At 69.1% G+C, this 22471-nt stretch carries 18 protein-coding genes; 6 read left to right on the top strand and 12 right to left on the bottom strand.

Going from position 1 to position 22471, the window contains the following annotated elements:
* The first annotated feature begins 2 nt into the window (after positions 1 to 2).
* Positions 3 to 554 carry an IclR family transcriptional regulator gene (locus IEV96_RS10315; RefSeq protein WP_188510518.1) on the top strand — a complete coding sequence of 184 codons (552 nt, stop codon included), beginning with the start codon at positions 3 to 5 and terminating at the stop codon, positions 552 to 554.
* Between the two features lie 36 nt (positions 555 to 590).
* On the opposite strand, the gene IEV96_RS10310 is transcribed toward IEV96_RS10315, so the two are convergent.
* The 4 genes from IEV96_RS10310 to IEV96_RS10295 all read right to left on the bottom strand — a co-directional run bounded on the left by IEV96_RS10310 (position 591) and on the right by IEV96_RS10295 (position 5592).
* Positions 591 to 3287 (bottom strand): outer membrane protein assembly factor BamB family protein, encoded by a 2697-nt coding sequence (locus IEV96_RS10310; RefSeq protein ID WP_188510517.1) that lies wholly within the window; start codon positions 3285 to 3287, stop codon positions 591 to 593.
* A 96-nt stretch (positions 3288 to 3383) separates the two neighbouring features.
* Positions 3384 to 4265, bottom strand: a complete 882-nt coding sequence (locus tag IEV96_RS10305; RefSeq protein ID WP_188510516.1) for an NAD-dependent epimerase/dehydratase family protein — start codon at positions 4263 to 4265, stop codon at positions 3384 to 3386.
* A complete protein-coding gene (locus IEV96_RS10300) occupies positions 4265 to 4819 on the bottom strand; it encodes a hypothetical protein (RefSeq protein WP_188510515.1) in 555 nt (184 codons plus the stop codon). Before IEV96_RS10300 ends, IEV96_RS10305 begins: the two co-directional genes overlap by 1 nt.
* 89 nt (positions 4820 to 4908) lie before the next feature.
* The gene (locus tag IEV96_RS10295; protein ID WP_188510514.1) at positions 4909 to 5592 is read right to left on the bottom strand and encodes an HAD family hydrolase; all 684 of its coding nucleotides are present in this window, start codon (positions 5590 to 5592) and stop codon (positions 4909 to 4911) included.
* Between the two features lie 423 nt (positions 5593 to 6015).
* Here IEV96_RS10295 and IEV96_RS10290 point away from each other — a divergent pair, with 423 nt between their 5' ends.
* Positions 6016 to 7101, top strand: a complete 1086-nt coding sequence (locus IEV96_RS10290) for a hypothetical protein (protein ID WP_188510513.1) — start codon at positions 6016 to 6018, stop codon at positions 7099 to 7101.
* A 157-nt stretch (positions 7102 to 7258) separates the two neighbouring features.
* Here the strand turns inward: IEV96_RS10290 and IEV96_RS10285 are convergent, their stop codons facing one another.
* From IEV96_RS10285 to IEV96_RS10270, 4 genes are all read right to left on the bottom strand, one after another.
* On the bottom strand, positions 7259 to 9871 hold the full coding sequence (locus IEV96_RS10285) for a family 78 glycoside hydrolase catalytic domain (protein ID WP_188510512.1): 2613 nt from the start codon (positions 9869 to 9871) through the stop codon (positions 7259 to 7261).
* Positions 9872 to 9878: 7 nt separating this feature from the next.
* A complete protein-coding gene (locus IEV96_RS10280; protein ID WP_188510511.1) occupies positions 9879 to 10766 on the bottom strand; it encodes a carbohydrate ABC transporter permease in 888 nt (295 codons plus the stop codon).
* Positions 10767 to 10769: 3 nt separating this feature from the next.
* Positions 10770 to 11654, bottom strand: coding sequence for a carbohydrate ABC transporter permease (locus tag IEV96_RS10275; RefSeq protein WP_188510510.1), 885 nt, complete (start codon positions 11652 to 11654; stop codon positions 10770 to 10772).
* Between the two features lie 84 nt (positions 11655 to 11738).
* Complete coding sequence (locus tag IEV96_RS10270; protein ID WP_188510509.1) at positions 11739 to 13034, bottom strand: ABC transporter substrate-binding protein; 1296 nt, start codon at positions 13032 to 13034, stop codon at positions 11739 to 11741.
* 156 nt (positions 13035 to 13190) lie between these two features.
* Between IEV96_RS10270 and IEV96_RS10265 the strand changes: the two genes are divergently transcribed.
* Positions 13191 to 14228, top strand: coding sequence for a LacI family DNA-binding transcriptional regulator (locus IEV96_RS10265; RefSeq protein ID WP_229733218.1), 1038 nt, complete (start codon positions 13191 to 13193; stop codon positions 14226 to 14228).
* 3 nt (positions 14229 to 14231) lie between these two features.
* Here IEV96_RS10265 and IEV96_RS10260 read toward each other — a convergent pair whose 3' ends face one another.
* From IEV96_RS10260 to dhaK, 4 genes are read right to left on the bottom strand one after another with little or no spacing between them, the layout of a single operon-like run.
* Positions 14232 to 14708: a peroxiredoxin gene (locus tag IEV96_RS10260; protein WP_188510508.1), complete on the bottom strand. Its 477-nt coding sequence runs from the start codon at positions 14706 to 14708 to the stop codon at positions 14232 to 14234.
* 49 nt (positions 14709 to 14757) lie between these two features.
* Positions 14758 to 15489, bottom strand: a complete 732-nt coding sequence (gene dhaM / locus IEV96_RS10255) for a dihydroxyacetone kinase phosphoryl donor subunit DhaM (protein WP_188510507.1) — start codon at positions 15487 to 15489, stop codon at positions 14758 to 14760.
* Positions 15486 to 16115, bottom strand: coding sequence for a dihydroxyacetone kinase subunit DhaL (dhaL, locus tag IEV96_RS10250; RefSeq protein ID WP_188510506.1), 630 nt, complete (start codon positions 16113 to 16115; stop codon positions 15486 to 15488). Before dhaL ends, dhaM begins: the two co-directional genes overlap by 4 nt.
* A 2-nt stretch (positions 16116 to 16117) precedes the next feature.
* On the bottom strand, positions 16118 to 17116 hold the full coding sequence (dhaK, locus tag IEV96_RS10245) for a dihydroxyacetone kinase subunit DhaK (protein WP_188510505.1): 999 nt from the start codon (positions 17114 to 17116) through the stop codon (positions 16118 to 16120).
* Positions 17117 to 17465: 349 nt separating this feature from the next.
* Between dhaK and IEV96_RS10240 the strand changes: the two genes are divergently transcribed.
* Genes IEV96_RS10240 through IEV96_RS10230 form a run of 3 tightly spaced genes read left to right on the top strand, consistent with a single transcriptional unit; the run spans position 17466 to position 22200 of the window.
* On the top strand, positions 17466 to 18488 hold the full coding sequence (locus IEV96_RS10240) for a 3-oxoacyl-ACP synthase III (RefSeq protein WP_188510504.1): 1023 nt from the start codon (positions 17466 to 17468) through the stop codon (positions 18486 to 18488).
* Positions 18485 to 21235, top strand: a complete 2751-nt coding sequence (locus IEV96_RS10235) for an alpha/beta fold hydrolase (protein WP_229733216.1) — start codon at positions 18485 to 18487, stop codon at positions 21233 to 21235. The genes IEV96_RS10240 and IEV96_RS10235 overlap by 4 nt, the downstream gene beginning before the upstream one ends.
* Entirely contained in the window at positions 21232 to 22200 is a 969-nt protein-coding gene (locus IEV96_RS10230) for an NAD-dependent epimerase/dehydratase family protein (RefSeq protein ID WP_188510503.1), read from the top strand. Before IEV96_RS10235 ends, IEV96_RS10230 begins: the two co-directional genes overlap by 4 nt.
* The last annotated feature ends 271 nt before the right edge of the window (positions 22201 to 22471 follow it).

Here is a 22471-nt window from a genome sequence, read left to right as displayed (position 1 = left end):
CGATGCCGGCGGATGACCCGGTCGGTGTGCTCGACCGCATCACCGTCATCTTCGAGATCCTCGGCGACGACGACCGCGGGATGGGTGTCACGGAACTCGCCCAGCGGGCCGGCCTTCCCAAATCGACGGTATCCCGGTTGGTGAGCGGGCTCGTCAGCCGCCACTACCTGGAGCGTGACGGTACGACCATCCGCCTGGGGTTGCGGCTCTTCGAGCTGGGCCAGCTCGCTGAGACTCCCCAGAAGCTGAGGCGCGCGGCGTTGCCGATCATGTCGGTGCTCCGCAACGACACGGGGTCGACCGTCGAGCTGACGATCCGCGACGGGTCCGAGATGGTGCTCATCGCGATCGTGCGGGGCAAGGCGACCCAGGTCGCCCGACGCGTCGGCGATCGCACTCCCGCCGTGCACGCCTTACCCTCTCAGCTCTCGGAGCAGATCCGCTCGCCCGGCATCGAGGCCGCGGTCTCGCTGCACTCGCCGGCGGGTGAGGTCGACCAGGTCGAGCGGGACGCGATCGTGGCCGCCGCCCGCGCGATCGAACGCGGGTTATAGCGACCACGACCGGCCCCGGTGATGGCTACTCGTCGCTCACTTCACGACGCGCACTGTCGCCGTAGACGTGAGTTGCTCCTGCACCCCGTCGCGCAGCACGTTCAACCGCACCGTCAGCGACGTCTGGCCCTCCGGCACGTTGTGGTCGATGTCGGCCTCGTCGAACACGAGCACGACGTGGTTCTTCAGCGAGGTCACCTTGGTCGGCTCGACCGGGTTCTGCGACAGTGGCGCGATGAGCGCCGCCCCGCTGTCGTAGGTGTACCCCCGCGGCAGCTGGAAGTACGCGAAGACCTTGCTCGTGACCGGCGAGAAGATGCTCTTCTTCGGTTCCAGGTTCAGCCGGCTGGGAAGGAACCGCAGCGCTCCCGGCTGGTCCTGCGGGGTGAGGTAGACCTCGATCTTGCCGGTCGGCCTCGGGTCGGTGCAGTCGTTGAAGAAGTACTCCCCGGCACGGTCGAAGGTGTGCTGGTAGGTCTCGCCGGGCTGCAGCCGTGCGTTGAACTCACCCTCGAAGAACTGGGTTGCGCAGTGCTCCTTCTGGTTCGGGAAGCCAGGGAAGGTCTCCGCGCCCGGGTTCAGGAACGTGACCGTGCTCCCCACCGGCACGCGCAGGTGCGTCGGCTGCATGGCGTTCTGCGCCGTACTGTCACGCACGGCGGCGGTGTCGGTCGTGCGGTCGCCGCGGGCCAGGAGCACCGTGTTGCCGACGGTTGCGCCCTCCACCGCGGCGCCGCTCACCGGCCGCCTGATCGACAGCGGAGCCGGATCGGGGCCTTCCGGGCTTCCCGACTCCGTGGTGTAACTTCCTCCGAGCTTGAACGCCCACAGCGAGTCGCCCTGGGTGACCGAGGCGCCGTACGGGTTCGTCGAACCGGCGGCGAACACCGCCACGTACTGCTCGCCGTTCACGCTGTACGTGACGGGCGCGGACGCGATGCCCGTACCGGTCTGGAAGTCCCACAGCACCTTGCCGTCGCGGGCGTTCATGGCGAGCAGGCGGCCGTCGATCTGTCCAGCGAACAACAGGTCGGACGCGGTCGCGAGGGGACCCTGGCCGTGCGACATGTCGGTGCCCAGGTGGTTCTGCCACCTCACCTCGCCCGTCGACGCGTCATAGCCGAGGATGCCGCCGGTCTGGTACTGGCCGATCGCCCGCTGGCCGTTTGCCGCGGCACCGTTCCAGTGGGCCACCGGGTTCGTGCCGTACGGGAAGTAGACCATGTTCGTGCTGTGGCTGTAGGCGTTGTTCGACCAGTCGCCGCCACCGTTCTGACTCGTGGTCGAGAGGATCGGCAGGTCCCACTGCGGGTCGTACATGCAGCCCTGGCGGTGGTCGGAGGGGTAGTTTTGCGGATAGGTCAGGAACGGTTCATCCGCAGCCACATAACTTTCGGGATTGAAGACCAGATTGCCTTCCGCGTCGGGCTGGTAACCGTTGTAGTTCGGCACCGCGCGCCACGGATCGCCGGGAACGTTGTCCGGGTCCAGTTTCTCCCAGACCACGCACTCCGGGAGCAGCCGCTTCTCGGGGAAGGGCTGCGTCTCCGCGTGGTTCTGCCTCGAGTCGGTGATCATCTCTTTCTCGACGACCGGGAGCACCGGCTGACCGTTGGTGCGGTCGAGGACGAACTGGTGGCCGGACTTGCTGCCGTAGAACAGCACCTTGCGCGGCTCTCCGGCGACGGCGATGTTCGCGAGGGTCGGCGGGTGCACGTTGTCCATGTCCCACACGTCGTGCCGGATCGACTGGTAGTGCCACTTGTAGTCGCCCGTCGCCGCATCGACCGCGACGAGCGTGCTCGAGAAGAGGTTGTCACCGGGGCGGAGCGACCCGTCCTGCGACGACCGGCAGCTGCGGGCGTTGCCAAAGGTCATGTAGTACATGCCGAGTTCGGGGTCGACCGAGCCGTGGATCCACGGCGTCGCGCCGCCGATGAGGGCGCACTCGGTGCCGTCGGGCAGCGGAGGTCCCCACGTCTCGCCGGCCGCGACGGTGTTGCCGTTCACGTCGGTGTAGACGGCGTCCCGGTCGGGGCCTCCGAAGAAGTGCCACAGGTAGCTGCCGTCGTCGGCGTCGAGTGCGACGACGGCGGCTCGGTCGCCGTTGGCGGCGTGCGCGTAGACGATGCCGTCGTTGTACACGGTCGCGACGCGTTCCAGGTTGCCGAGGCTCTGGCCGTCGGGCGCGGTGGGTTGCACCACCCAGACCTGCTCGCCCGTCGCCTGGTCGAGCGCGACGACCCGGTCGCCGTCGGCCAGGGTGTAGATCCTGCCCTCGCCCGCCGACACCCCGCGCCGGGTGTCGACCGTGTCGAACTCGGTGGGCTCCCACTTCCAGACGCTCGCGCCCGTCGCGCCGTCGACGGCGATCACCCCGCCGCTGGGCGAGTCGAGGTAGATGACACCGTCGACGACGATCGGAGTGGTTTGCTGACCGACGTCGTCGGAGGCCGGCTCGACGGCCGACACGTGGGTGCGCCAGGCCGGCGCCAGCCTGTCGACGTTGCGCTTGCCGATCTGCGTCAGCGAGGAGTAGTGCTGATTGCCGAGGTTGCCGCCCACCGTCGGCATGTCGTCGCCGGTGGGTTCGAGGCCCGTGAGCCCGCTCGGCGCGGAGCTCTCGGCCGGTGCGGCGGCCGCGAGGCCGTGGGCGGGTACGGCGGTGAGCGCCAGGAGCAGCAGCGCTCCGAGCCCCGCCATGCTCCTGCGATTCACAAGACGTGTGTTCATTGCCAGCTCCTCGATCGTCGTTGATCCGGTGTCGCCTCGGACGCTATTCCGGCGCGAGGGGCATGGCAAGCGGCGATCCACCGAGTGGTACTCGGGTCAGGAGAGGGCGTGCCCGTCGTTGTCGAGGTAGTCCGACCAGGACCTGGTCGGATTCCAGCCGAGCAGACGCCGGGCCTTGGCGGTCGAGATCCCCGAGGCGTCGACGCGGTCGAGCTGCCTGAGCTCGATCTGGTCGCCGTAGTAGCGGTGCAGGATCTCGGCGAAGTCGTGCCCGCCCGCGTTGTCGGGGGAGGCTATGTAGAACACCTCGTGCCCGGGCAGGTCGGACTCGGTCGCGAGCACGATAGCGTCGGCCAGATCGTAGACGTCGATGTAGCTCCACAAGTTGCCGCTCAGCACCGAGGGGTCGCGCACCTGCTTGCCGAGGTTGACCTCGTAGTTGTCCTCATTGTGCACGGTGCTCGGTCTGATCGAGATCGCCCGGATGTCGGAACGACGTACGGCCGCATCCATGAGCTGCTCGCCGAAGTGTTTGGAGAGCGCGTACGGGTCCTGCGGCAGGAGCGGATGCTCCTCGTCGACGGGAGCGTAGGACGGAAGGAACGGGCGTTCCGGGAAGAAGTTGCCGACGATGCTCTCGCTGGAGATGTTGACGAAGCGCTTGACCCCGAATCGCACGGCCGCCTCGATCAGGTTGAACGTCGACATGAGGTTCGTCTGGAAGACGACGTGCGGCGGGTTGCCGGTGGGCTGGGGGATCGCGGCGACATGGACCACGGCGTCGGCCCCCGCCACGACGGCGTAGGCCGAGCCCGCGTCGGTCAGGTCCGCCATCTGATAGCGGCCGGGTATGACTTCGCCCGCGTCGAAAACCGGCCTGACCAGGTCCACGCCGAGCACGTCGTGGCCCTGGTCGACCAGCGCCTGGGTAGCGGCTCTGCCGACTTTCCCCCGGGAACCGGTGACAACGACCTTCACTAGCGGCGCAGGTTCTTGAGCGTCGTCTCCCAGAGGCCCTTGATCGGTCGCTGCTGTTCGCCCTGCTGGGCGGCGAGAACGATCAAGACCGACGTGAGGAGGGGTGTCGTCCACTGCAGCACCTTCTGCATGCGCTGCGCGCTGCTCAGCTCGGTGGAAGAACCGGCGCCGGGCTCGGTGACCCCCTCGCCGCCTTCCGCGGCGTGCTCGCCCATCTTCGTGCCGACGAGGCCGGAGGCGAGAGTCGAGGCGCCGGCCAGGCCGGTGATGACGATCTTGATCACGGTGTTCGTGCGCGCTTCCTGCTGCCCGACCAGACGCGTCTTGTTGCCCGCGATCAGGCCGAGTCCGCCGATGCCGTGCACCGCGATGGCGGCGAGCTGCACGGGAGCCCACTTGGCCCATCCGCGTGACGAGATGGCGAGTCGTTCCGCGGGGGACTTCGCCGTGGCGGCTCCGCCGTTCAGTCCGACCGTGCCCATAAGCGATCCGCCGAACCAGGCGGCCAGGCCGAGGTCGTGCATGCTTCTGACGAGAGTGTTGCGCTGAGACATCCTGAGTCCTCCTGTCGGCGTCGGCGAGAATTCGCCGGACGTGTCTGCACGACGCTACGCGCCGACCGGGTTTCGCTCCCGGGCTTGACTTAGCCCTGCGCCGCGAGCGGGCTCTCGTCGAGTCGCTCGAGAAGCTCGGCGACGTCCTCGTAGACGACAGTCGCGCCGGCCGACAGCAGTTCTTCCCGCCCGAACCCGCCGCTCAGCACGCCGATGCTCATGACCCCGGCGCGTTTCGCCGCGACGATGTCCCACACGGAGTCGCCGACCATCACCGCGGCGTCGGCGGACACCTCGGCCTTGTCGAGGGCCGTCTCGATGATGTCCGGTTCGGGCTTGGCGGTTCCCACGTCCTCCGACGAGGTGACGGCCTTCACCGAGTCATCCACCTCGAGAACTCCGAGCAGGATCTCCAATTCGCTTTCGGGGGCGGATGTCGCGAGGACTACCGCATGACTGCGGCGCGCCAGCTCGGCCAGCAGCTCCCGCGCGCCGCCGATCGTGCGCAACCGGTCGGTCGTCTGCATGTAGAGGCGGGTGTGCTCGTCTTTCGCGGCCTCGCCCACGGCCTCGGCGGCGTCGCCCAGGAGCGCCTCGAGCAGCTTGCCCGAGTCCATGCCGATCGAACGGTGGATGCGCCAGATGTCGACGGGGTGCCCGACCGAGGCGAACGCGCGGTCCCACGAGTCGATGTGCAGGTAGTTGGAATCGACCAGGGTGCCGTCGATGTCGAACAGCACGGCCAAGGGGCGGGGATTGCGGTTTTCGGTCATGACTCAAGCCAACCCGCGAGGCGCGAAGTTCGTTAGGGGTCGCCAAATCTCGCGGAGTGTGCGATCCGGCCGAGTCGGCGGAACAGTTTTGGGGGACATTGGTCCCCGAAGCTGAGAATCGCTTGAACCGGGATCGCCGAGTCTGCGCGGAACTGACCCCCGAATGGGGGACAAAACTCTCAGGATCACTATCGAGCAGAAGTCAATTGCTGCTAACTTACTGGAATCCGCGGTGATGTCACCCGATTCCGCCGCGGACAAAAGCTCGATCGACCTCGCGAGGCGCGCCCAGCGCCACGCACAATGTGCGATCGGCATTTCGATGAAACCGGCCCGGTTGCCCGACCGCTCGCCGCCCGCCGTGGCCATTGCGCTGCGCCCAAACGCTCTCGCCGTATTCGGCGACCCTAGGAGAGCCGCAATTTGACGATCAAAAAATCCCTTGCCCTGACCATCGCCGCCGGAGCCATCGCGCTCGGCGCATCCACGGTGGTAATGGCCGCACCGGCGGCCGCCCACACCCCGGAAGCCTCGGCCACGTGTTCCACCCTCACCGTGGCGCTCGAAAATTACTCCGTCGGCACGAACGGCGCAATGGTGAACAGCGTCAGTGTCGAGATCGATTCCGAAGTGATCGACGAGACCCGCTTCGGCTCGTCGCTGCACGAGACCTATCCGCTCGGTGACACGGCCGTCGCCCACGAGTACGTGGTAGAGATCGACGCCAGCGGAACCCAGTACGACCGCGACTTCACGGGCACGAGCGTGCCCTGCAAACAGGCCGCCGTGGCGGATGCCGACGCGGCACTGACGGTCACCCCCGCAACCTGCGACACGAACGGCGGGCTCGTACTCGGCGAACCGGTGAACTCGAGCTGGGACACTCCGAGCGCGGTGACCGGGCCGGCGCAGTACACGGCCACGGCCACGGCCGATGCCGGACACGTGTTCGCGGACGGTTCGGCAACCAAGTCCTTCACCGGAATCCTGGCGGGAATGCTCGACTCCGCCCAGCCCACGTGCGCCGCCATCGTTCCCGACCGCCCAGCGCCCGTTCGCAATGTCACCGACGAGACGACGCTCGACTGCGACTCCGTCACTCGCACCACCACAACCACGACCACGACGACCGACTGGGCGCTCGAGCAGGGCACGAACACCTGGGTGGTCACCCCCGCCGTGATCACGACGGCGACCGCCACCGTGGTGGCCGCTCCCGGCCTGTGCCCGCCGCCTGTCGTTCCGACCCCGCCCACGGCCGTCGTAACGCCTCTGACGCCGGCCGCGACACCACTGGTCCCCGATGGCCTGGCACCGAGCGCCGCCGCCACGGTGGCGCCCACCCCGTCGGACGTTGCCGACACGAACGAGCCGACGGTCGAGGTTCTCGCGTCGACCGGCTCGAACGCCGCCATGGTCGCACCGATCGGCGCGGCGATCCTGCTCTGCGGCGGAGCGCTGCTGCTCGCCCGTCGATTCGCCGCCCGAGGTGACGCGACCCGCGACTAGGTCGGGGCAATCCGATTTCGGGGGTGCTCCGAAGAGAGATCAGGGCGTCCCTAGCGCCCCATCCCAACGCGCCGCCGCGTCGGGGGCGTGGGCCGCCCGCGGGGAATCGCGTTGGCACACCTAGCACCGGGCAAAACGGATGCGGGCGGCTCACGCACTACGCGAGGGCGTCCTGCGGGCTTTCCGCGGCGTGCGCCGTGTCGAAGCGGTGCGTACCGGCGCCCACCGTCGCCGGCTCGCACCCGGGCAGCTCGACCCGAGCCGTCGAGCCGGTCGGCACCGTCAGATCCACGCCGAGGCGCCCGTCCGCCAACGTCCAAGCGACCGACACCGTGCCATACGGTGTCAGGTGCGTCGCCGAGGCGGAGGTGAGGTTGCCGCCGGGCTGCGGCTTCACCAGGATGTCGCGGTAGCCGGGGGAGGCGGGCGAGATACCCGCGACCGTGCGGTGCATCCAATCGGCGACCGCGCCGAGCGCGTAGTGGTTGAACGACGTCATCTCGCCCGGGTTCACGCTGCCGTCCGGCCGCCTGCTGTCCCATCGCTCCCAGATGGTGGTGCCGCCCTGCAGCACCGTGTACAGCCAGGACGGACATTCGCGCTCGAGCAGCAGGTCGTAGGCGATATCGACCGAGCCGGCCCGCGTGAGCGCGTCGGAGATGACCGGCGTACCCGCGAACCCCGTGGCGATGCGGTTGTCCGCCTCGTGCACGAGCTCGCCGACGCGCGATCGTGCAACGTCCGCGCGCTGAGGCTCGTCGGGAAGCAGGTCAAACTCGATCGCCAACGCGTACGCGGTCTGCGCGTCGCTCGTCATGCGCCCGCTCTCGTCGAAGTACTCGGTGATGAACGCCTCGCGCACCGCCGAAGCCAGCCGCCCGTAGTGGGCGGCGTCGTCGGCGTGGCCGATGGTGCGGGCGGTCTCCGCGAGGGTCCGGGTGGAGAAGGCGAAGTAGGCGGTCGCGACGAGGTACCTGTCGGTGAGCGCGTCGGCCGGGTCCTCGGGAGGCGCGGCGGGGTCGAGCCAGTCGCCCAACTGCCGCCCGGTGTTCCAGAGGTGGTTGTCGCCGGCGAGCGAATCCATCAGGTCGACCCACCTCCGTGCGCTCTCGTACTGCTGCTCGAGGATTCCGACGTCGCCAAACCGCTCGTAGAGCGTCCAGGGCGTGAGCACCGCGACGTCGCCCCACACCGCGCCGGGATCGATCGGTGTCCAGGTCGGGCCGCCGGGGATGACCGGCACGTACCAGGGCACAGTGCCGTCCTCCAGCTGCTCGACGGCGACGTCCTTCAACCACGACCCGAGCATGCCGGAGACGTCGTAGAGGAACGACGCGGTGGGGGCGAAGACCTGCAGGTCTCCGGTCCAGCCGAGGCGTTCGTCCCGCTGCGGGCAGTCGGTGGGGATGTCGACGAAGTTGCCCCTCATGCTCCAGCGCACGTTTTCGTGCAGCCGGTTGACGAGCGGGTCGGATGTTTCGAACCACCCCGTGCGCTCGAGATCGGTGTGATACACCCGCGCCGTGACCGCGCCGGGGCGCAGGTCGCCCGGCCAGCCGTCGAGTTCCGCGTAGCGGAAGCCGTGGATGGTGAAACGGGGCTCCCACCGGCGCTCGCCGAGCCCGTCGAGGACGATCGTGTCGGTTGCCGCCGCGAGACGCAGCGGCCGGGTGTACAACTCGCCGTCCTGCATCACCTCGGCGTGCCGCAGGGTGACCGTCGTTCCCGCCGGACCGTCGACCACGATGCTCAGCCTGCCCACGAGGTTCTGGCCGAAGTCGAGGACGTATCTGCCCGTGGGGGTGCGCATGATCTCGACCGGCGCGAGCTCCTCCGTGCACCGCACGGGCGGGCCCTCGGGCGCCACGAACGTCGCCGGGTCCCTCGGGGTGACGGCGACCGGCGTCCATGCCGAGGCGTCGAAGCCGCCGTTCGACCAGCCGGCCTGTTCCAACCGGGTGTCGTAGGTCTCTCCGTCGTAGAGTCCGGATTCGAGGATCGGTCCGAACGACGCCGACCACGAGTCATCCGTCGCCACCGTCTGCCGCCGACCGTCGGCGAACTCGATCTCCAACTGCGCGATGAGCGAGATGTCCGAGCCGTAGAGGTTGCGATAGCCGCCGTTGAAACCCATGCGTCCGCGGTACCAGCCGTCGCCGAGCCACGCGCCGATGGCGTTGTCGCCCTCGGTCAGGAAGCCCGTGACGTCGTGCGTGTAGTAGCGCAGGCGCTCGCCGTAGACCGTCCAGCCGGGGGAGAGGATGTCGCGGCCGACCCTCAGGCCGTTGATCTCGGTTTCGTGCACGCCGTGCGCCGTGACGTAGAGGCGAGCCTGGCGAACCGGTCCCTCGACCCTGAAATCGTTGCGCACGAGCGGTGGTCGCCGGTCGGTGTCGGGTTCTTCCGCCCAGGCGGGCCCGACGGCGCGCGCGATCCAGTCGCCGGGCTCGAGCAGCCCTGCCTCGACGAACCCGGTCTCGCTGAACGGCGAGACGCTGCCGTCGGAACCGAAGACCCGCACGCGCACGCCGACCCGCTCGCGGGAAACGAGCGGGGCCACCGTCCACGGCACGAGCACCTGTTCGGTCGACTCGACGCGGCCGGTGGATTCGACGGTCGCCCCTCGCTCGAACTCGAGCTCGTATGCGGCTTGTACGAAGCCGGGTTCGGCCGTGGTCTGCCAGGAGATGCGCGGGGCGCGAACGTCGATCCCCAGCGCCTCGGTCGCGTGATGTTCGAAGCGGACGGGGCGGTTGATTACGGGGTGCACGGAGTTACTAGCCTTTCACTGAGCCTGCGGTGAGGCCCTTCTGTACGCGCTGGTTGAGGAGCAGGTAGAGCACCAGGGTTCCGAACACGTTGATGCAGATCGCGGCGAAGAGCGGACCGTAGTTGGTCGCCCCGAATTCGCCGTTGAAGTTGAGAAGACCGACCTGGATGGTGCGCAGGTCGCTCGAGTTGGTGAACGTCAGCGCGATCAGCAGGTCGTTCCAGATGAAGAAGAACTGCACCAGAGCGACGGTGAAGATCGCGTTACTGACCATCGGCATACCGACGGAAAAGAACGTGCGGATGACACTGGCACCGTCGAGCGTCGCGGCCTCGAACACTTCCCGGGGGATTGCCCGGAAGTAGGTCGCCATCATGAACACCGTGAGCGGCAGGCCGATCGCGGTGTAGGTGATGATGAGCGGCCAGAGGGTGCCCGTGAGACCGGTCTGGAAGTAGACGGTGAAGAGCGGGAGCAGGATCATCTGGCTCGGCACCATGATGCCGATGAGGAACGCGAGCAGCACGCCGCCGCGGCCCTTCCAGACGAGCACCTCGAGCGCGAACCCGGCGGCCGTGCCGAGCAGGATGATGAGGGCGAGCGCCGGGAAGACCGAGAGGATGCTGTTGGTCGCGTACTGGGCGATGTTGCCGGTGTTCCAGGCCTCGACGTAGTTGTCGAAGCTGAACGACGACGGGAGCGACCAGACCGGGTTGTTCAGAAACTCCGAGTTCGTCTTGAACGAGCCGAGGAGGAGCCAGACCAGCGGGTAGACCACGATGATGAGGAGGATGACGACGAGGATCGTCGTCGGGATCTTCTTCGCCACGCGACGCGTGCTGCGCGTGCGTCGGGTGGGGCGGAGCGTGCGGTTCTGGACGGCGGGAGCAGACATCGTCTAGCCCTTCGTGAGGTCGCGTCGCGACGAACGGAAGATGAAGACCGTGACGACGAGGCAGAGGATCGTGAGCAGGAGGGCGATCGTGCTGCCGTAGCCGTACTCGCCGTAGGTGAACGAGGTCTGGAACATGTAGAGCGTGAGCGGGCTCGTCGTCGTTCCCGGGCCGCCGTTGGTGAGGGCGAGGACGCTGTCGAACACCTTGAGCGTGCCGTTGATGCTGAAGATGATCGACGACAGCAGCACGGGGAGCGAGAGCGGGATGACGATGTGCCTGACCAGCTTCAGCCCGCTGGCACCGTCGAGGCGGGCCGACTCGAGGGTCTCCTCGGGGATGTCGACGAGGCCGGCGTAGAGCAGCACGCCGTAGAACCCCATCGAGCGCCAGATGTCCATGATCGCGATGACCAGGAACGCGCTGCCGGCGCTGCCGAAGAAGTCGATCGACGGGATGCCGACCGCGTTGAGCAGCTCGTTGACGAGACCGTTCTGCGGGGCCACCTCGAACATCTTCTGGAACATGAGCGCGACTGCCACCGTCGGAAGCACGACGGGGAAGAACACGAGCGTGCGCACGATGCTCGACGAACGCTTGAGCACGAAGACGTAGAGCAGCGAGAGCAGGTAGCCGAAGATCACCTGGCCGACCGTGATGACGATCGCGTACTTGATGGTGAAGAAGAGCGCGTCGCGCACCCTGTCGTCTTGGACGAGGGCGACGAAGTTGTCGAACCCGACGAAGGTGAAGCCGGTGATGGCGTTGCCCTCGAACACCGTGTACCCGAGCGACCAGACGACCGGCACGAGCATAACGAGGGTGTAGACGAGCAGGGCGGGGCCGACCAGGATGATGATCGATTTTCTATCGCCGAGAACGTTTTTCATTGCATCTGCTTTCCTGCGCGGGTATCCGGCGGTCGCGGCAGCGCGGGGCTGCCGCGACCGGGGATACGGCGGCGATTGAGGCGGTTACAGGTCGTTCTGGACGAGTTCCATGAACTCTTCCGCCGTGATGTCGCCGGTCACCAGCTGCGCGGCGTTGGTCTGGCTGGTGGTGGTCGCCTTGGTCGAGAACAGCGCCTCGAACCAGAGCACGGCGGTCTCGGTCGTGGCGATGCGCTCCTGGACCTCCTGGGTCAGAACCGGGACATCGGCGACGGGGGTGTTGACCTTGAAGCCGGAGACGCGTCCCTGCGTGGAGAGGGCTTCGCTGCCGTAGTTGTCGGCGATGCAGGTGAGCCAGTCGCCGACATTCGAGTCGTAGGCCTTGGCGTTGAACGTGGCAGGGAGGCCGACGTTGGCGGCGATCTGCGAGCTGTCGCCCTCGCCACCCTCGACATCGGGGAACGGCATAAAGCCGATGTTGTCGAGACCGATCTGGTTGCGTTCGGTGTCGCCGAAGTCGCTCAGGATCCAGCTGCCCATGTAGAACATGGCGGCGCTGCCGTTCATGAACTGGTTCGCGGCGGTGTCGTAGTCGATCGAACCGACGCCCTGCCCGAAGTCTCCGGCGGCGCCGAGGTCGGCGACGGCCTGGGCGGCTTCGACATACTCGGGGTCGGTGAGCTTCGCGTCTCCGTCGGCGACCTTCTTCAGCGCGTCGGGGCCGAGGGTGCGGAAGATGTAGTTGCCGATCAGGCGCGTGATGGGCCAGCCCTGTTCGCCGCTCGCGGAGAAGGGGGTGACGCCCGCGCCGTTGAAGGTGTCCGCCGCCGCGACCAGGTCGTCCCAGGTCTCGGGCGCTTCGACGCCGTTGTCGGCGAAGATCGTCTTGTTGTACCAGATGCCCTCGATGTTGTACTCGAACGGCAGCACCTTGAAGCCGCCGTAGAGCGCCTCGATCGTGGAGATCGCTGCCGGCTCGATGTTCTCGATGACGTCGAGATCGGTGAGGGTCTTGTCGAAGTCGAGCACGTTGCCGGCGTCGTCGAGGGTCTTGGTGAGCGCGGGAGCGTTGCCGGCCGAGTAGACGACCGGCAGGCCGTTCTGCCCGGCGAGCAGCTGGAGGCGCTGGTCGAGGTTGGTCTGGGGGACCGAGTCGGCGGTAAACGGCAGTGCCGTGTTCTCGGTGGCGCACTGGTCTTCGGAAAGCGACGTGAAGATCGCCGGCAGCTCCTGGTTCTCCGAGTTGGTGAGGAGGCTGAACTCCTTGGGGCTCGAGCTGGCGCCGCCCCCGCCTCCACCGCAGCCGGCGAGCAGCAGGGCCGCCGTTCCGAATCCGGCGACCAGGGCGAGTGAGCGCCGCTTGCTGTGACGTATGGACATCATTCCTCCTTGAATGGGTGTGCGCGAGCGAGTCATTGAAGCGCTTCAACGAAGATAGCGGGAGATTTCGCGCGGCGCAAGACTTTTGTTGATGCGCTTCAATAAAATGAACACGGCCTGAACCGGCCGGTAATAGTGGGGAGCACCATGGCGGCGATGGCCGATTTTCCGGGACGGGATGCCGCGCCCAGCATGGCCGACGTGGCGCGGCACGCCGGAGTCGCCCTCGGGACCGTCTCCAACGTGATCAACAATCCGGCCAAAGTGGCGGAGGGCACCCGACTCCGGGTGCTCGACTCCATCGCCGCCCTCGGGTTCGTGCGCAACAATCTGGCCCGATCCCTCGCCGCCGGCAGCGCCAACACCCTCGGCTTCGTCATCGTCGACATCGGCAACTCCCTCTTCGTCGATATCGCCAGAGGCGCCCAGAAGGCCGCCGGAGAACGGGACATGAAACTTCTCCTGGCGAACAGCGACGTCGACCTGGACAGTCAGAACGAATACCTCGACCTCTTCGACGAAGCGCGGGTCAGCGGCATTCTGCTCGCTCCGCTCGACGCTCCGCTCGACGGCGCCGCCAAGGTGAGGAGCCACGGCAGGGCCGTGGTGCTGGTGAACTGGCCGGGCGAACCGGGGGAGTCCTGCGGCGTCGTCGTCGACGAAGAGCTCGGCGGATACCTCGCGACGCGCCACCTGCTCGACTCGGGCAGGTCGCGGCTGCTCTTCGCCGGAGGCCCGCTCACCCTCCACGCGGTCGAACAGCGGTACGCGGGCGCGCGCCGCGCGGTCGACGAAAGCGGAGGCGCCGCAACGCTCGAGCTGCTCGAGACCGACAGGCTCACCGTCCCCGCCGGGCTGCGGGTCGGCCACGAGATCGCCGGGCGCTCCGTCGACGACCGCCCCGACGGCATCTTCGCGTCGGCCGACGCGCTCGCGTCGGGGTGCGTGCAGGCCCTGATCTACGGCGGCATCAACGTGCCGGCCGACATCGCCGTGATCGGGTACGACAACAACCACTTCGCCGCCGACAGCGTCGTGCCCATCTCGACAGTCGGACAACCCGGCATCGAGATGGGCCGAATCGCCGCCGAGCTGCTCCTGGAAGAGACGGATCCCTCGCAACCGCACAGTCACCGCACGGTCGTCACCGAACCCTCGCTGATCGTCCGGGCCAGCACGAAACCGGCCGGGTAGCCGCTACACCCGATCCGCGCGCACCGCGGCGACGACCTCGAGCATGTGCTCGCCGTAGGTGCCGAGCGGCAGTTCGTTGGCGTCTTCCGCGTGCGCGATGACCCCGTCGGGATCGATCAGGTAGGTGTACCGGAACGGCTTCTTCTCGAACGGCGCGCCTGGCTCGCGCACTACCTCGTAGGCCGTTCCGGCGACGCGCTCGGGGTCGGACAACAGCGGGTAGCGCAGCGCCGCGTCCTCCGAGAACTCGCCGTTCTCGCCCGCGCTGTTGAACGATGCGCCGACGATCCGCACCCCGGCGGCGCCGAGCTCGTCGTACGCCCGGTCGAGGGCGGCCGCCTGCAGCGAGCAGCCGCTGCTGTTCGCCTCGGGGTACCACCAGAAAACGAGCCACTCGCCGGCGAAGTCCGCGAGCGAGACGGCGCGTCCGGCGCTGTCGGTGAGCGTGAACGCGGGGGCGGCGGTGCCGGCAGTCAACATGGGGATCGCTCTTTCAAGAATTGCGGATGAAACGTGAACGACTAATCTCTCACTCTCCGAACCCGTCGGCCGTTATTGCCCGCAGCCACTCCACGGCGGCCGCGGCGTCGGCACCGGTGCCGCTGATGCGCAGCCTGGTGCCCTTTCCGAGCCCGAGTCCCATCAGCGCGAGCAGGCTGCTGGCCGAGGCTGAGCGCTTCGGATCATCCGCATCGGCTATCGTCACCTTCGCGTCGAACTCGGCCATTTTCGCCACGATCACCGACGCCGGCCGGGCGTGCAGGCCGACCTCGTTCACGATCGTCGCCTCTGCCGCTGCGTCCGCGACGGCTGCGGCCGTGCGCGCGTCGGCGGCCGGGGCCGGCGGTTCCTGCGGAGCACCGGCCCCGAGCTGCGCGTTCTTCGCGGTCATCGCGCCCGAGGCCTCGCGGTCGGCCTCGTCCAGGCTGGCACCCGCCGCGGCCAGAACGATGCCGGCGACGATGCCCTCGACGAACGGTGCGCTGCTCAGCCGCACCTCGGTCGTGCTCGCGCGGAACTCCAGCGCCATCGTCGTGCTCAGCACGGCCGAGCCGAGGTCCATGAACACGAGCACACCGTCGGGCGACGCCACCTCGTCGATGGCTTCGGCGACGCGCACGGCGTCGGTGCCGATCACCCCGTCGCCGGCGCCCGCGGCGATCGCGATGGCCGGCCGGTTCTCGCCGACCATCTGCAGGGCCAGGGCGACCGCGGCGTCCGCGAGGGCGGGGCTGTGCGAGACGACCACTATTCCGATCACGCCAGTGCCGCCGCGAGAGCCTCGAAGAGCAGAGCCGTCGATGTGGCCCCTGGGTCGAGGTGGCCCGCACTGCGATCGCCGAGGTAGCTCGCGCGGCCCTTGCGGGCGACGAGCGGCTCCGTGGCATCCCGGCCCTTCGCCGCCGCATCCGCTGCGGCCCGGGTAGCGTCGGCGACATCGCCGCCGGATTCGAGGCTCGCGTCGAACGCGGCCAGCGCAGGGGTGAGCGCGTCGACCATCGTCTTGTCGCCGACCTCGGCGTTGCCGCGCTGCAGCACGCCGGCGAGCCCTGCGTGCAGGGCGGCCGACAGCGCGGGCCCGTCGAGGGTTTCCACGGCGCCCGCGGTCGTGCCGAAGCGCAGGAAGAACGTGCCGTAGAGGGGACCGCTCGCCCCGCCGACGGTGCTGACGAGGGTCATCCCGACCGTGCGGAACAGGGCGTCGACCGTCGCAGGTTCGCCCGCCTTCTCGACCACGGCGGTCATGCCGCGCGCCATGTTCGAGCCGTGGTCGGCGTCGCCGATCGCCGAGTCCAGTTCGGTGAGGTACGACTGGTTCTCGACGACGGCGGCGCGGAACCGCTCGAGCCAGTCGGTCAGCAGGGCTACGGTCGCCGTGGTCGCCACGCTCAGACCCCCCACCGCAGGCCCGAGGTGTTCACGGGGGCATCCCACAGGCCGAGCAACTCGTCATCGGCGCGCAACAGGGTCACGCTGCATCCGGCCATGTCCAGGCTGGTGATGTAGTTGCCGACGAGCGACCTGGCCACGGTGACGCCCGCCTTCTCGAGCAGCTTCGCCACCTCGCCGTACATGAGGTAGAGCTCGATCAGCGGGGAGCCGCCCATGCCGTTGAGCATGGCGATCACCGGGCCCTGCGTGAAGTCGAGGTCGGCCAGGATCGGGTCGACGAGTTGCTGGGCGATGGATGCGGCCGGGGCCAGCGCGACCCGGTGACGGCCCGGCTCGCCGTGGATCCCCACGCCGATCTCCATCATGTCGTCGGGGAGGTCGAAGGTGGGCTTGCCGGCCGAGGGCACGGTGCAGCTCGTGAGCGCCATGCCCATCGACCGGCCATTGTCGTTCACCCGGTTGGCGAGCGCGGTCACCGCTTCGAGGTCGCGGCCCTCCTCGGCGGCAGCCCCGACGATCTTCTCGAGCAGCACGGTGAGCCCGACGCCGCGGCGGCCGGCGGTCCAGGTGGAGTCCTCGACGGCCACGTCGTCGTTGATTACGACCGAGGCGACCTTCACGCCGGTCTCGGCCTCGGCGAGCTCGGCCGCCATCTCGAAGTTCATCACGTCGCCGGTGTAGTTCTTCACAATGTGCAGCACGCCGGCGCCCGAGTCGGCGACCCTGGTGGCCTCCTGCATCTGGTCGGGGGTGGGAGAGGTGAAGATCTCGCCCGCGCACGCCGCGTCGAGCATGCCGAGGCCGACAAATCCGCCGTGCAGGGGCTCGTGGCCGCTGCCGCCGCCCGAGATCAGGGCCACCTTGCCCGCCCTGGTCGGCGAGCCGCGGTAGATGATGCGGTTGTCGTGGTCGACGTTCAGCTCGGGGTGTGCGGCCGCGATGCCCACGAGGGCTTCCGCGAGCACGGCTTCGGGCGCGTTGATGAGCTTCTTCATTTTCGGGTGCCTTCCAAGTTCGTCATTGAACGGTGGTGGGGCGCCCAGGCGCCCGGCCGATTGCCGCCAAAGTACCACGCGGGTGTGCGCGCACGTCAGGCCTTTCCGGCACCCGGTCTCACCCTGTCGCGCCCGCCCAGGCTGCCCCGGCCGGCAGGCATCCGGGAATCTTCTCCACAGCTGTCGGGTTGTCTCCCCTCGAGCTCATCGCCCGAATCGGGCCCCGTTTCGCGGCAGCCCGCCGCATGCCGTATCGCATACGGCCCCCGCCCGGTCAACGGTCAGGTTCGAGACGGACAATAATTAACTTGTCACTACGCTCTAGTTGACAATTCGATAGGGAGATCCGTTGCCCGGAAACGCCACGACGACGCACACCAACGTCGCCTTGCTCTCAGTCGCAAGCACGATTGCTTCACGCATCACGACGTCAGAATCAATCGACCAGCGACTGCAGGGCGCCCTCAAGCGACTTCGCCTCCCCAAGGGACTGCTGCAGCGCGTCGCCGGGGTCTACGAACGCCGCAACTGGGAGCCCGGGCAGCAGTTCGACGACGCCGCCGTCGCGGCGGGCAAGCGCGCCCTGGCCCAGGCCGGCGTGCGGCCCGACCAGGTCGGCCTGCTCATCAACACGTCGGTGACCCGCAAGAACCTCGAGCCCTCGGTCGCCGTGAGCATCCACCACGGCCTCGGCCTGCCCAGCTCGGCACTCAACTTCGACATCGCCAACGCGTGCCTCGGCTTCGTCAACGGCATGAGCCTCGCCTCGTCGCTCATCGACTCCGGCCAGATCGACTACGCCGTGATCGTCGCGGGCGAAGACGCCGACGAGATCCAGAACAACACGGTCGACCGCCTCGAGGCGAACAGCCTGAGCCGCAAAGACTTCATGAGCGAGTTCGCGAGCCTCACCCTCGGCTCCGGCGCGGCGGCGGCCGTCCTCGGCCGTGCAGACGCGCACCCCGAGGGTCACCGCATCCTCGGCGGCGTCACCCGCGCGGCCACCCAGTTCAACGAACTCTGCGTCGGCAGCGTCGACGGCATGTTCACCGACGCGAAGGCCCTGCTCAAGGGCGGCATGGAGCTCGTCGTGTCCGCCTGGAACGAGGCGAAGACCGACTGGTCGTGGGGCAAGATGGACCGCTACATCCTGCACCAGGTCTCGTCCGTGCACACGAACGCCATCGTCAAGGCCGCCGGTCTCGACGAGGCCAAGGTCCCCCGCACCTACCCGCTGCTCGGCAACATCGGCCCCGCGTCGATCCCGATCACCCTGGCCTACGAGGCCGAAGACCTGAAGAAGGGCGACCGCGTCCTGCTGATGGGCGTCGGTTCCGGACTCAATACCGCAATGTTGGAGATCGCCTGGTGACTTCTCGAATCCCGCGTTCCGCTCCCGTTGCGGCGAGCCTTCCACCCGCGGGACTCGAGGGTCTCGACCCGTCGTTCTCGCGCCTCGTGTCGGCGCGCGAGAGCGAGGGCCTGTCGGTCAGCCACGAATGGCACGTGCTCGACAACGGCCCGCGCCTCGCCGAGCTGGGCGTCACGCCCGTCGGCACGATCCTCTGCGTGCACGGCAACCCCACGTGGAGCTACCTGTGGCGTTCGCTCGTCTCGCGGGCGACGGATGCCGCGGCAGGCGGCCACGAAGCATGGCGGGTGGTGGCCGTCGACCAGTTGGAGATGGGTTTCTCCGAGCGCACCGGACAACCGCGCAACCTGGCCAGGCGCGTGCGCGACCTCGGCGACCTCACCGACGCACTCGGGCTGACCGGCCCGGTCATCACCCTCGGCCACGACTGGGGCGGGGTCGTCAGCCTCGGCTGGGCGGTCGACCACCCCGAGCTGCTCGCCGGTGTCGCCCTGCTCAACACCGCGACCCACCAGCCCGCCGGCGACCCGATCCCCGCCCCGCTGCGTGTCACGCTGCTGCGCGGCGTGCTCGGCGCGGCAACCGTCGGCACCCCCGCGTTCCTCGAGACGACGCTGTCGCTCGCGCACCCGGCGCTGAGCGACGAGGTCAAGGCGGGCTATCGTGCCCCCTACCTCGAGGCCTCCCGCCGCGGCGGCATCGGCGGCTTCGTCGCCGACATCCCCGCCGACGACACCCACGAGAGCTTCCCCGAGCTCGAGCGCATCGCCGGGGGACTCCGCTTCCTCGCCGTGCCCGCTCTCGCCCTGTGGGGCCCGCGCGACCCGATCTTCGGTGACCGTTACCTCGACGACCTCGTCGACCGGCTGCCTCATGCCGACGTGCACCGCTTCGAGGGGGCGGGTCACCTCGTCGCCGAAGACGTCGACTACGCGTCATCCGTTCTCACCTGGCTGGGCGACCGCGGAACCGAGCTCTCGTCCCTCGGCACCGCCGCCCGCAATCCCTCGCGTTTCGCCACGCCGGCCGAGCCGGTCGAGGAAAAGCTCGACCCGAACCGCTTCGACGAAGGCTACGTGAAGCCGGTCAAGGCCGGCCCGCCCGCGGGACTCTTCCGCTACCTCGACGAGCTGCGCGACAACGCCGACACCGCGCTCGTCGAGATGGCGCCAGCGGGAAGCAAGACCCCCAACGTCGTGTCGTGGAAGCTGCTCTCCAAGCGTGTGCGCCAGATCGCCGCCGGTCTCGCCATGGTCGGCGTCAAGCGCGGCGACCGCGTCTCGCTGCTCATCCAGCCGGGCGCCGACCTCACCGCCGTGCTCTACGCCTGCCTGCGCCTCGGCGCGGTCGTCGTGGTCGCGGACGCCGGGCTCGGCATCCAGGGGCTGACCCGCGCCGTGCGCGGCGCGTGGCCCGACCACGTGATCGGTGCGCCGACGGGCCTCGCCGCGGCTACCGCGCTCGGCTGGCCCGGACAGAAGATCTCCACCGCCAAGTACATCAAGCCGGTGCGCCGTTCGCTCGACGTCGCCTACTCGCTCGGCGACCTCGTGTCGCTCGGTGTCGAGGAGGAGCTGCCGGAGCTGCCGTCGCCAGACGACACCGCAGCGGTCTTGTTCACCAGCGGATCGACGGGCCCCGCGAAGGGCGTCGTCTACACGCACGGCCAGCTGGCCGCGCTCGTCGACGCGCTGTCCACCGCCTACGGTGTCGGCCCCGGAACCGGCCTCGTCGCCGGGTTCGCCCCGTTCGCCCTGCTCGGCCCGGCGCTCGGTGCCCGCTCGGTGACGCCCGACATGGTCGTCACCTCGCCGAAGACGCTCAGCGCGAAGGCGGTCGCCGCCGCCGTGGAAGCGGCCGACGCCGCCGTCGTGTTCCTGTCGCCGGCCGCCGTGACCAACGTCGTGGCGACCGCCGGCGCGCTCGACGACGCGGGCCGCGAGGCGCTCGAGGGCGTGACCACGTTCCTGTCCGCCGGCGCCCCCGTGTCCGAGCGGCTGCTCGCCGCGGCATCCGCTCTTATGCCCAATGCGACCGCGCACACCCCCTACGGCATGACCGAGGGACTGCTGATGACCGACATCACCCTCGAGGGCATCCGCGACGCCGCGCTCGAACTCGGCGGGCCGGGCGGCGTCTGCGTCGGACTTCCCGCCGCGAACGTGAGCGTGCGCATCAGCGCTCTCGACGGCAACGGCGAGGCCCACGGGGTACTCGCGGATACCCCCTACGTGACCGGCGAAATCGTCGTCTCGGCGCCGCACATCAAGGACCACTACGACGGGCTCTGGCTCACCGAGCGCGAATCCCGCCGCGGCGCGGTGCCCGGCGAGCGCTGGCACCGAACCGGCGACGTCGGCCACCTCGACGACCGCGGACGCCTCTGGGTCGAGGGCCGCCTGCCGCACGTCTTGGTCACCGAGAACGGCGTCGTCACCCCGGTCGGGGCCGAACAGCGCTTCGAGTCGGTCTTCGAGGTCGCCCGCGCGGCCCTCGTCGGCATCGGACCCCGCGGCGAGCAGCAGCTCGTCGCCGTGATCGAGACGGTGCCGCCCGCGTTCCGGGTGTCGCTCGCGAACTCGGCTCTTGCGAGTGCCGTGCGCGCATCCACCGACCTGCCGCTCGCGGCCGTGCTCGTCGTGCCGAACCTGCCGACCGACATCCGCCACAACTCCAAGATCGACCGTGTGCGCCTCGGCGCGTGGGCGGGCGACATCCTCACCGGCGGGCGGATGACGCGCCCGTGAGGGTGCTGGTAACCGGCGCGAGCGGGCTGCTCGGCCGCGCGGTGGCGTCGTCGATCCTGGCGGCCGGCCACGAGGTGCGCACGCTGCAGCGCAGCCCCTCGCGACTGGCCGGCGTCGACGACGTTCTCGGTTCGGTGACGGATGCGACGAGCGTCGCCCGCGCCACCGACGGGGTCGACGGGATCGTGCACCTGGCCGCGAAGGTATCCCTGGCCGGAGACCCGGCCGAGTTCGACGCCGTCAACGTGGGCGGGACCCTGCGCCTGCTGCGCGCCGCCGGGGAGTCCGGCGTCGGGCGCTTCGTGCAGGTGTCGTCACCCTCGGTGGCGCACTCCGGCAGCTCGATCGTCGGCGACGACGCGCTGCCCGCCGACCCGGTACGGGCGCGCGGCGACTACGCCCGCACCAAGGCCGCGTCGGAGCTGCTGGCGCTCGCCGCCGACTCCGCCTCGCTCGCGGTCGTCGCGGTCAGGCCGCACATCGTCTGGGGCCCCGGCGACACCCAGCTGGTGGCCCGCATCGTGGAGCGCGCCCGGCAGGGCCGCCTGCCGCTGCTCGGCCAGGGCGCGGCGCTCATCGACACGACCTACATCGACAACGCGGCATCCGCCATCGCGGCCGCGCTCGAGCGCGCACCCGAGGTGCACGGCAACGCCTACGTGATCACGAACGGCGAGCCGCGACCGGTAGCCGAACTCATCGCCGGCATGTGCGCGGCGGCCGGCGTTCCCGCGCCGCGCTGGAGCGTTCCCGCCGGCGTCGCCCGCGCCGCCGGTTCGGCGATCGAAGCGGTGTGGCGGGTGCGCCCCGGCGCCGACGAGCCGCCCATGACGCGGTTCCTCGCCGAGCAACTCTCGACGGCGCACTGGTTCGACCAGCGTCGCACCCGCGCCGACCTGCAGTGGGCGCCCACGGTGTCGCTCGACGAGGGCTTCCGGCGACTCGCGGCGTCGTACGGCAACTAGCGCCTTCTCGCCGGGGGCCCTCGGGCGGCCGCGCCACCGCATAGCGCCGCGCCCGCCGAGGACACGCGCTCACAGGCGGCATATTGCTCCTCCGCCGGCCGCGGAAGCGCAATACGCCGCCGATGACATCGCGCCCGCCCGATAGCGCCGCGGTTTGTTGCAGGCGCGCCCGAACATCCGACAGCGCCCGTGACAGAAGACCGCGCAACCCTGCCGCCGACGGCGCGTGCTGCCGTATGGCGCGGGTGCGGGTGTGCGCACGCCCGCACCC

Source organism: Conyzicola nivalis, assembly GCF_014639655.1.
GTDB lineage: Bacteria > Actinomycetota > Actinomycetes > Actinomycetales > Microbacteriaceae > Conyzicola > Conyzicola nivalis.
This window is presented reverse-complemented; position numbering and strand designations above follow the sequence as displayed.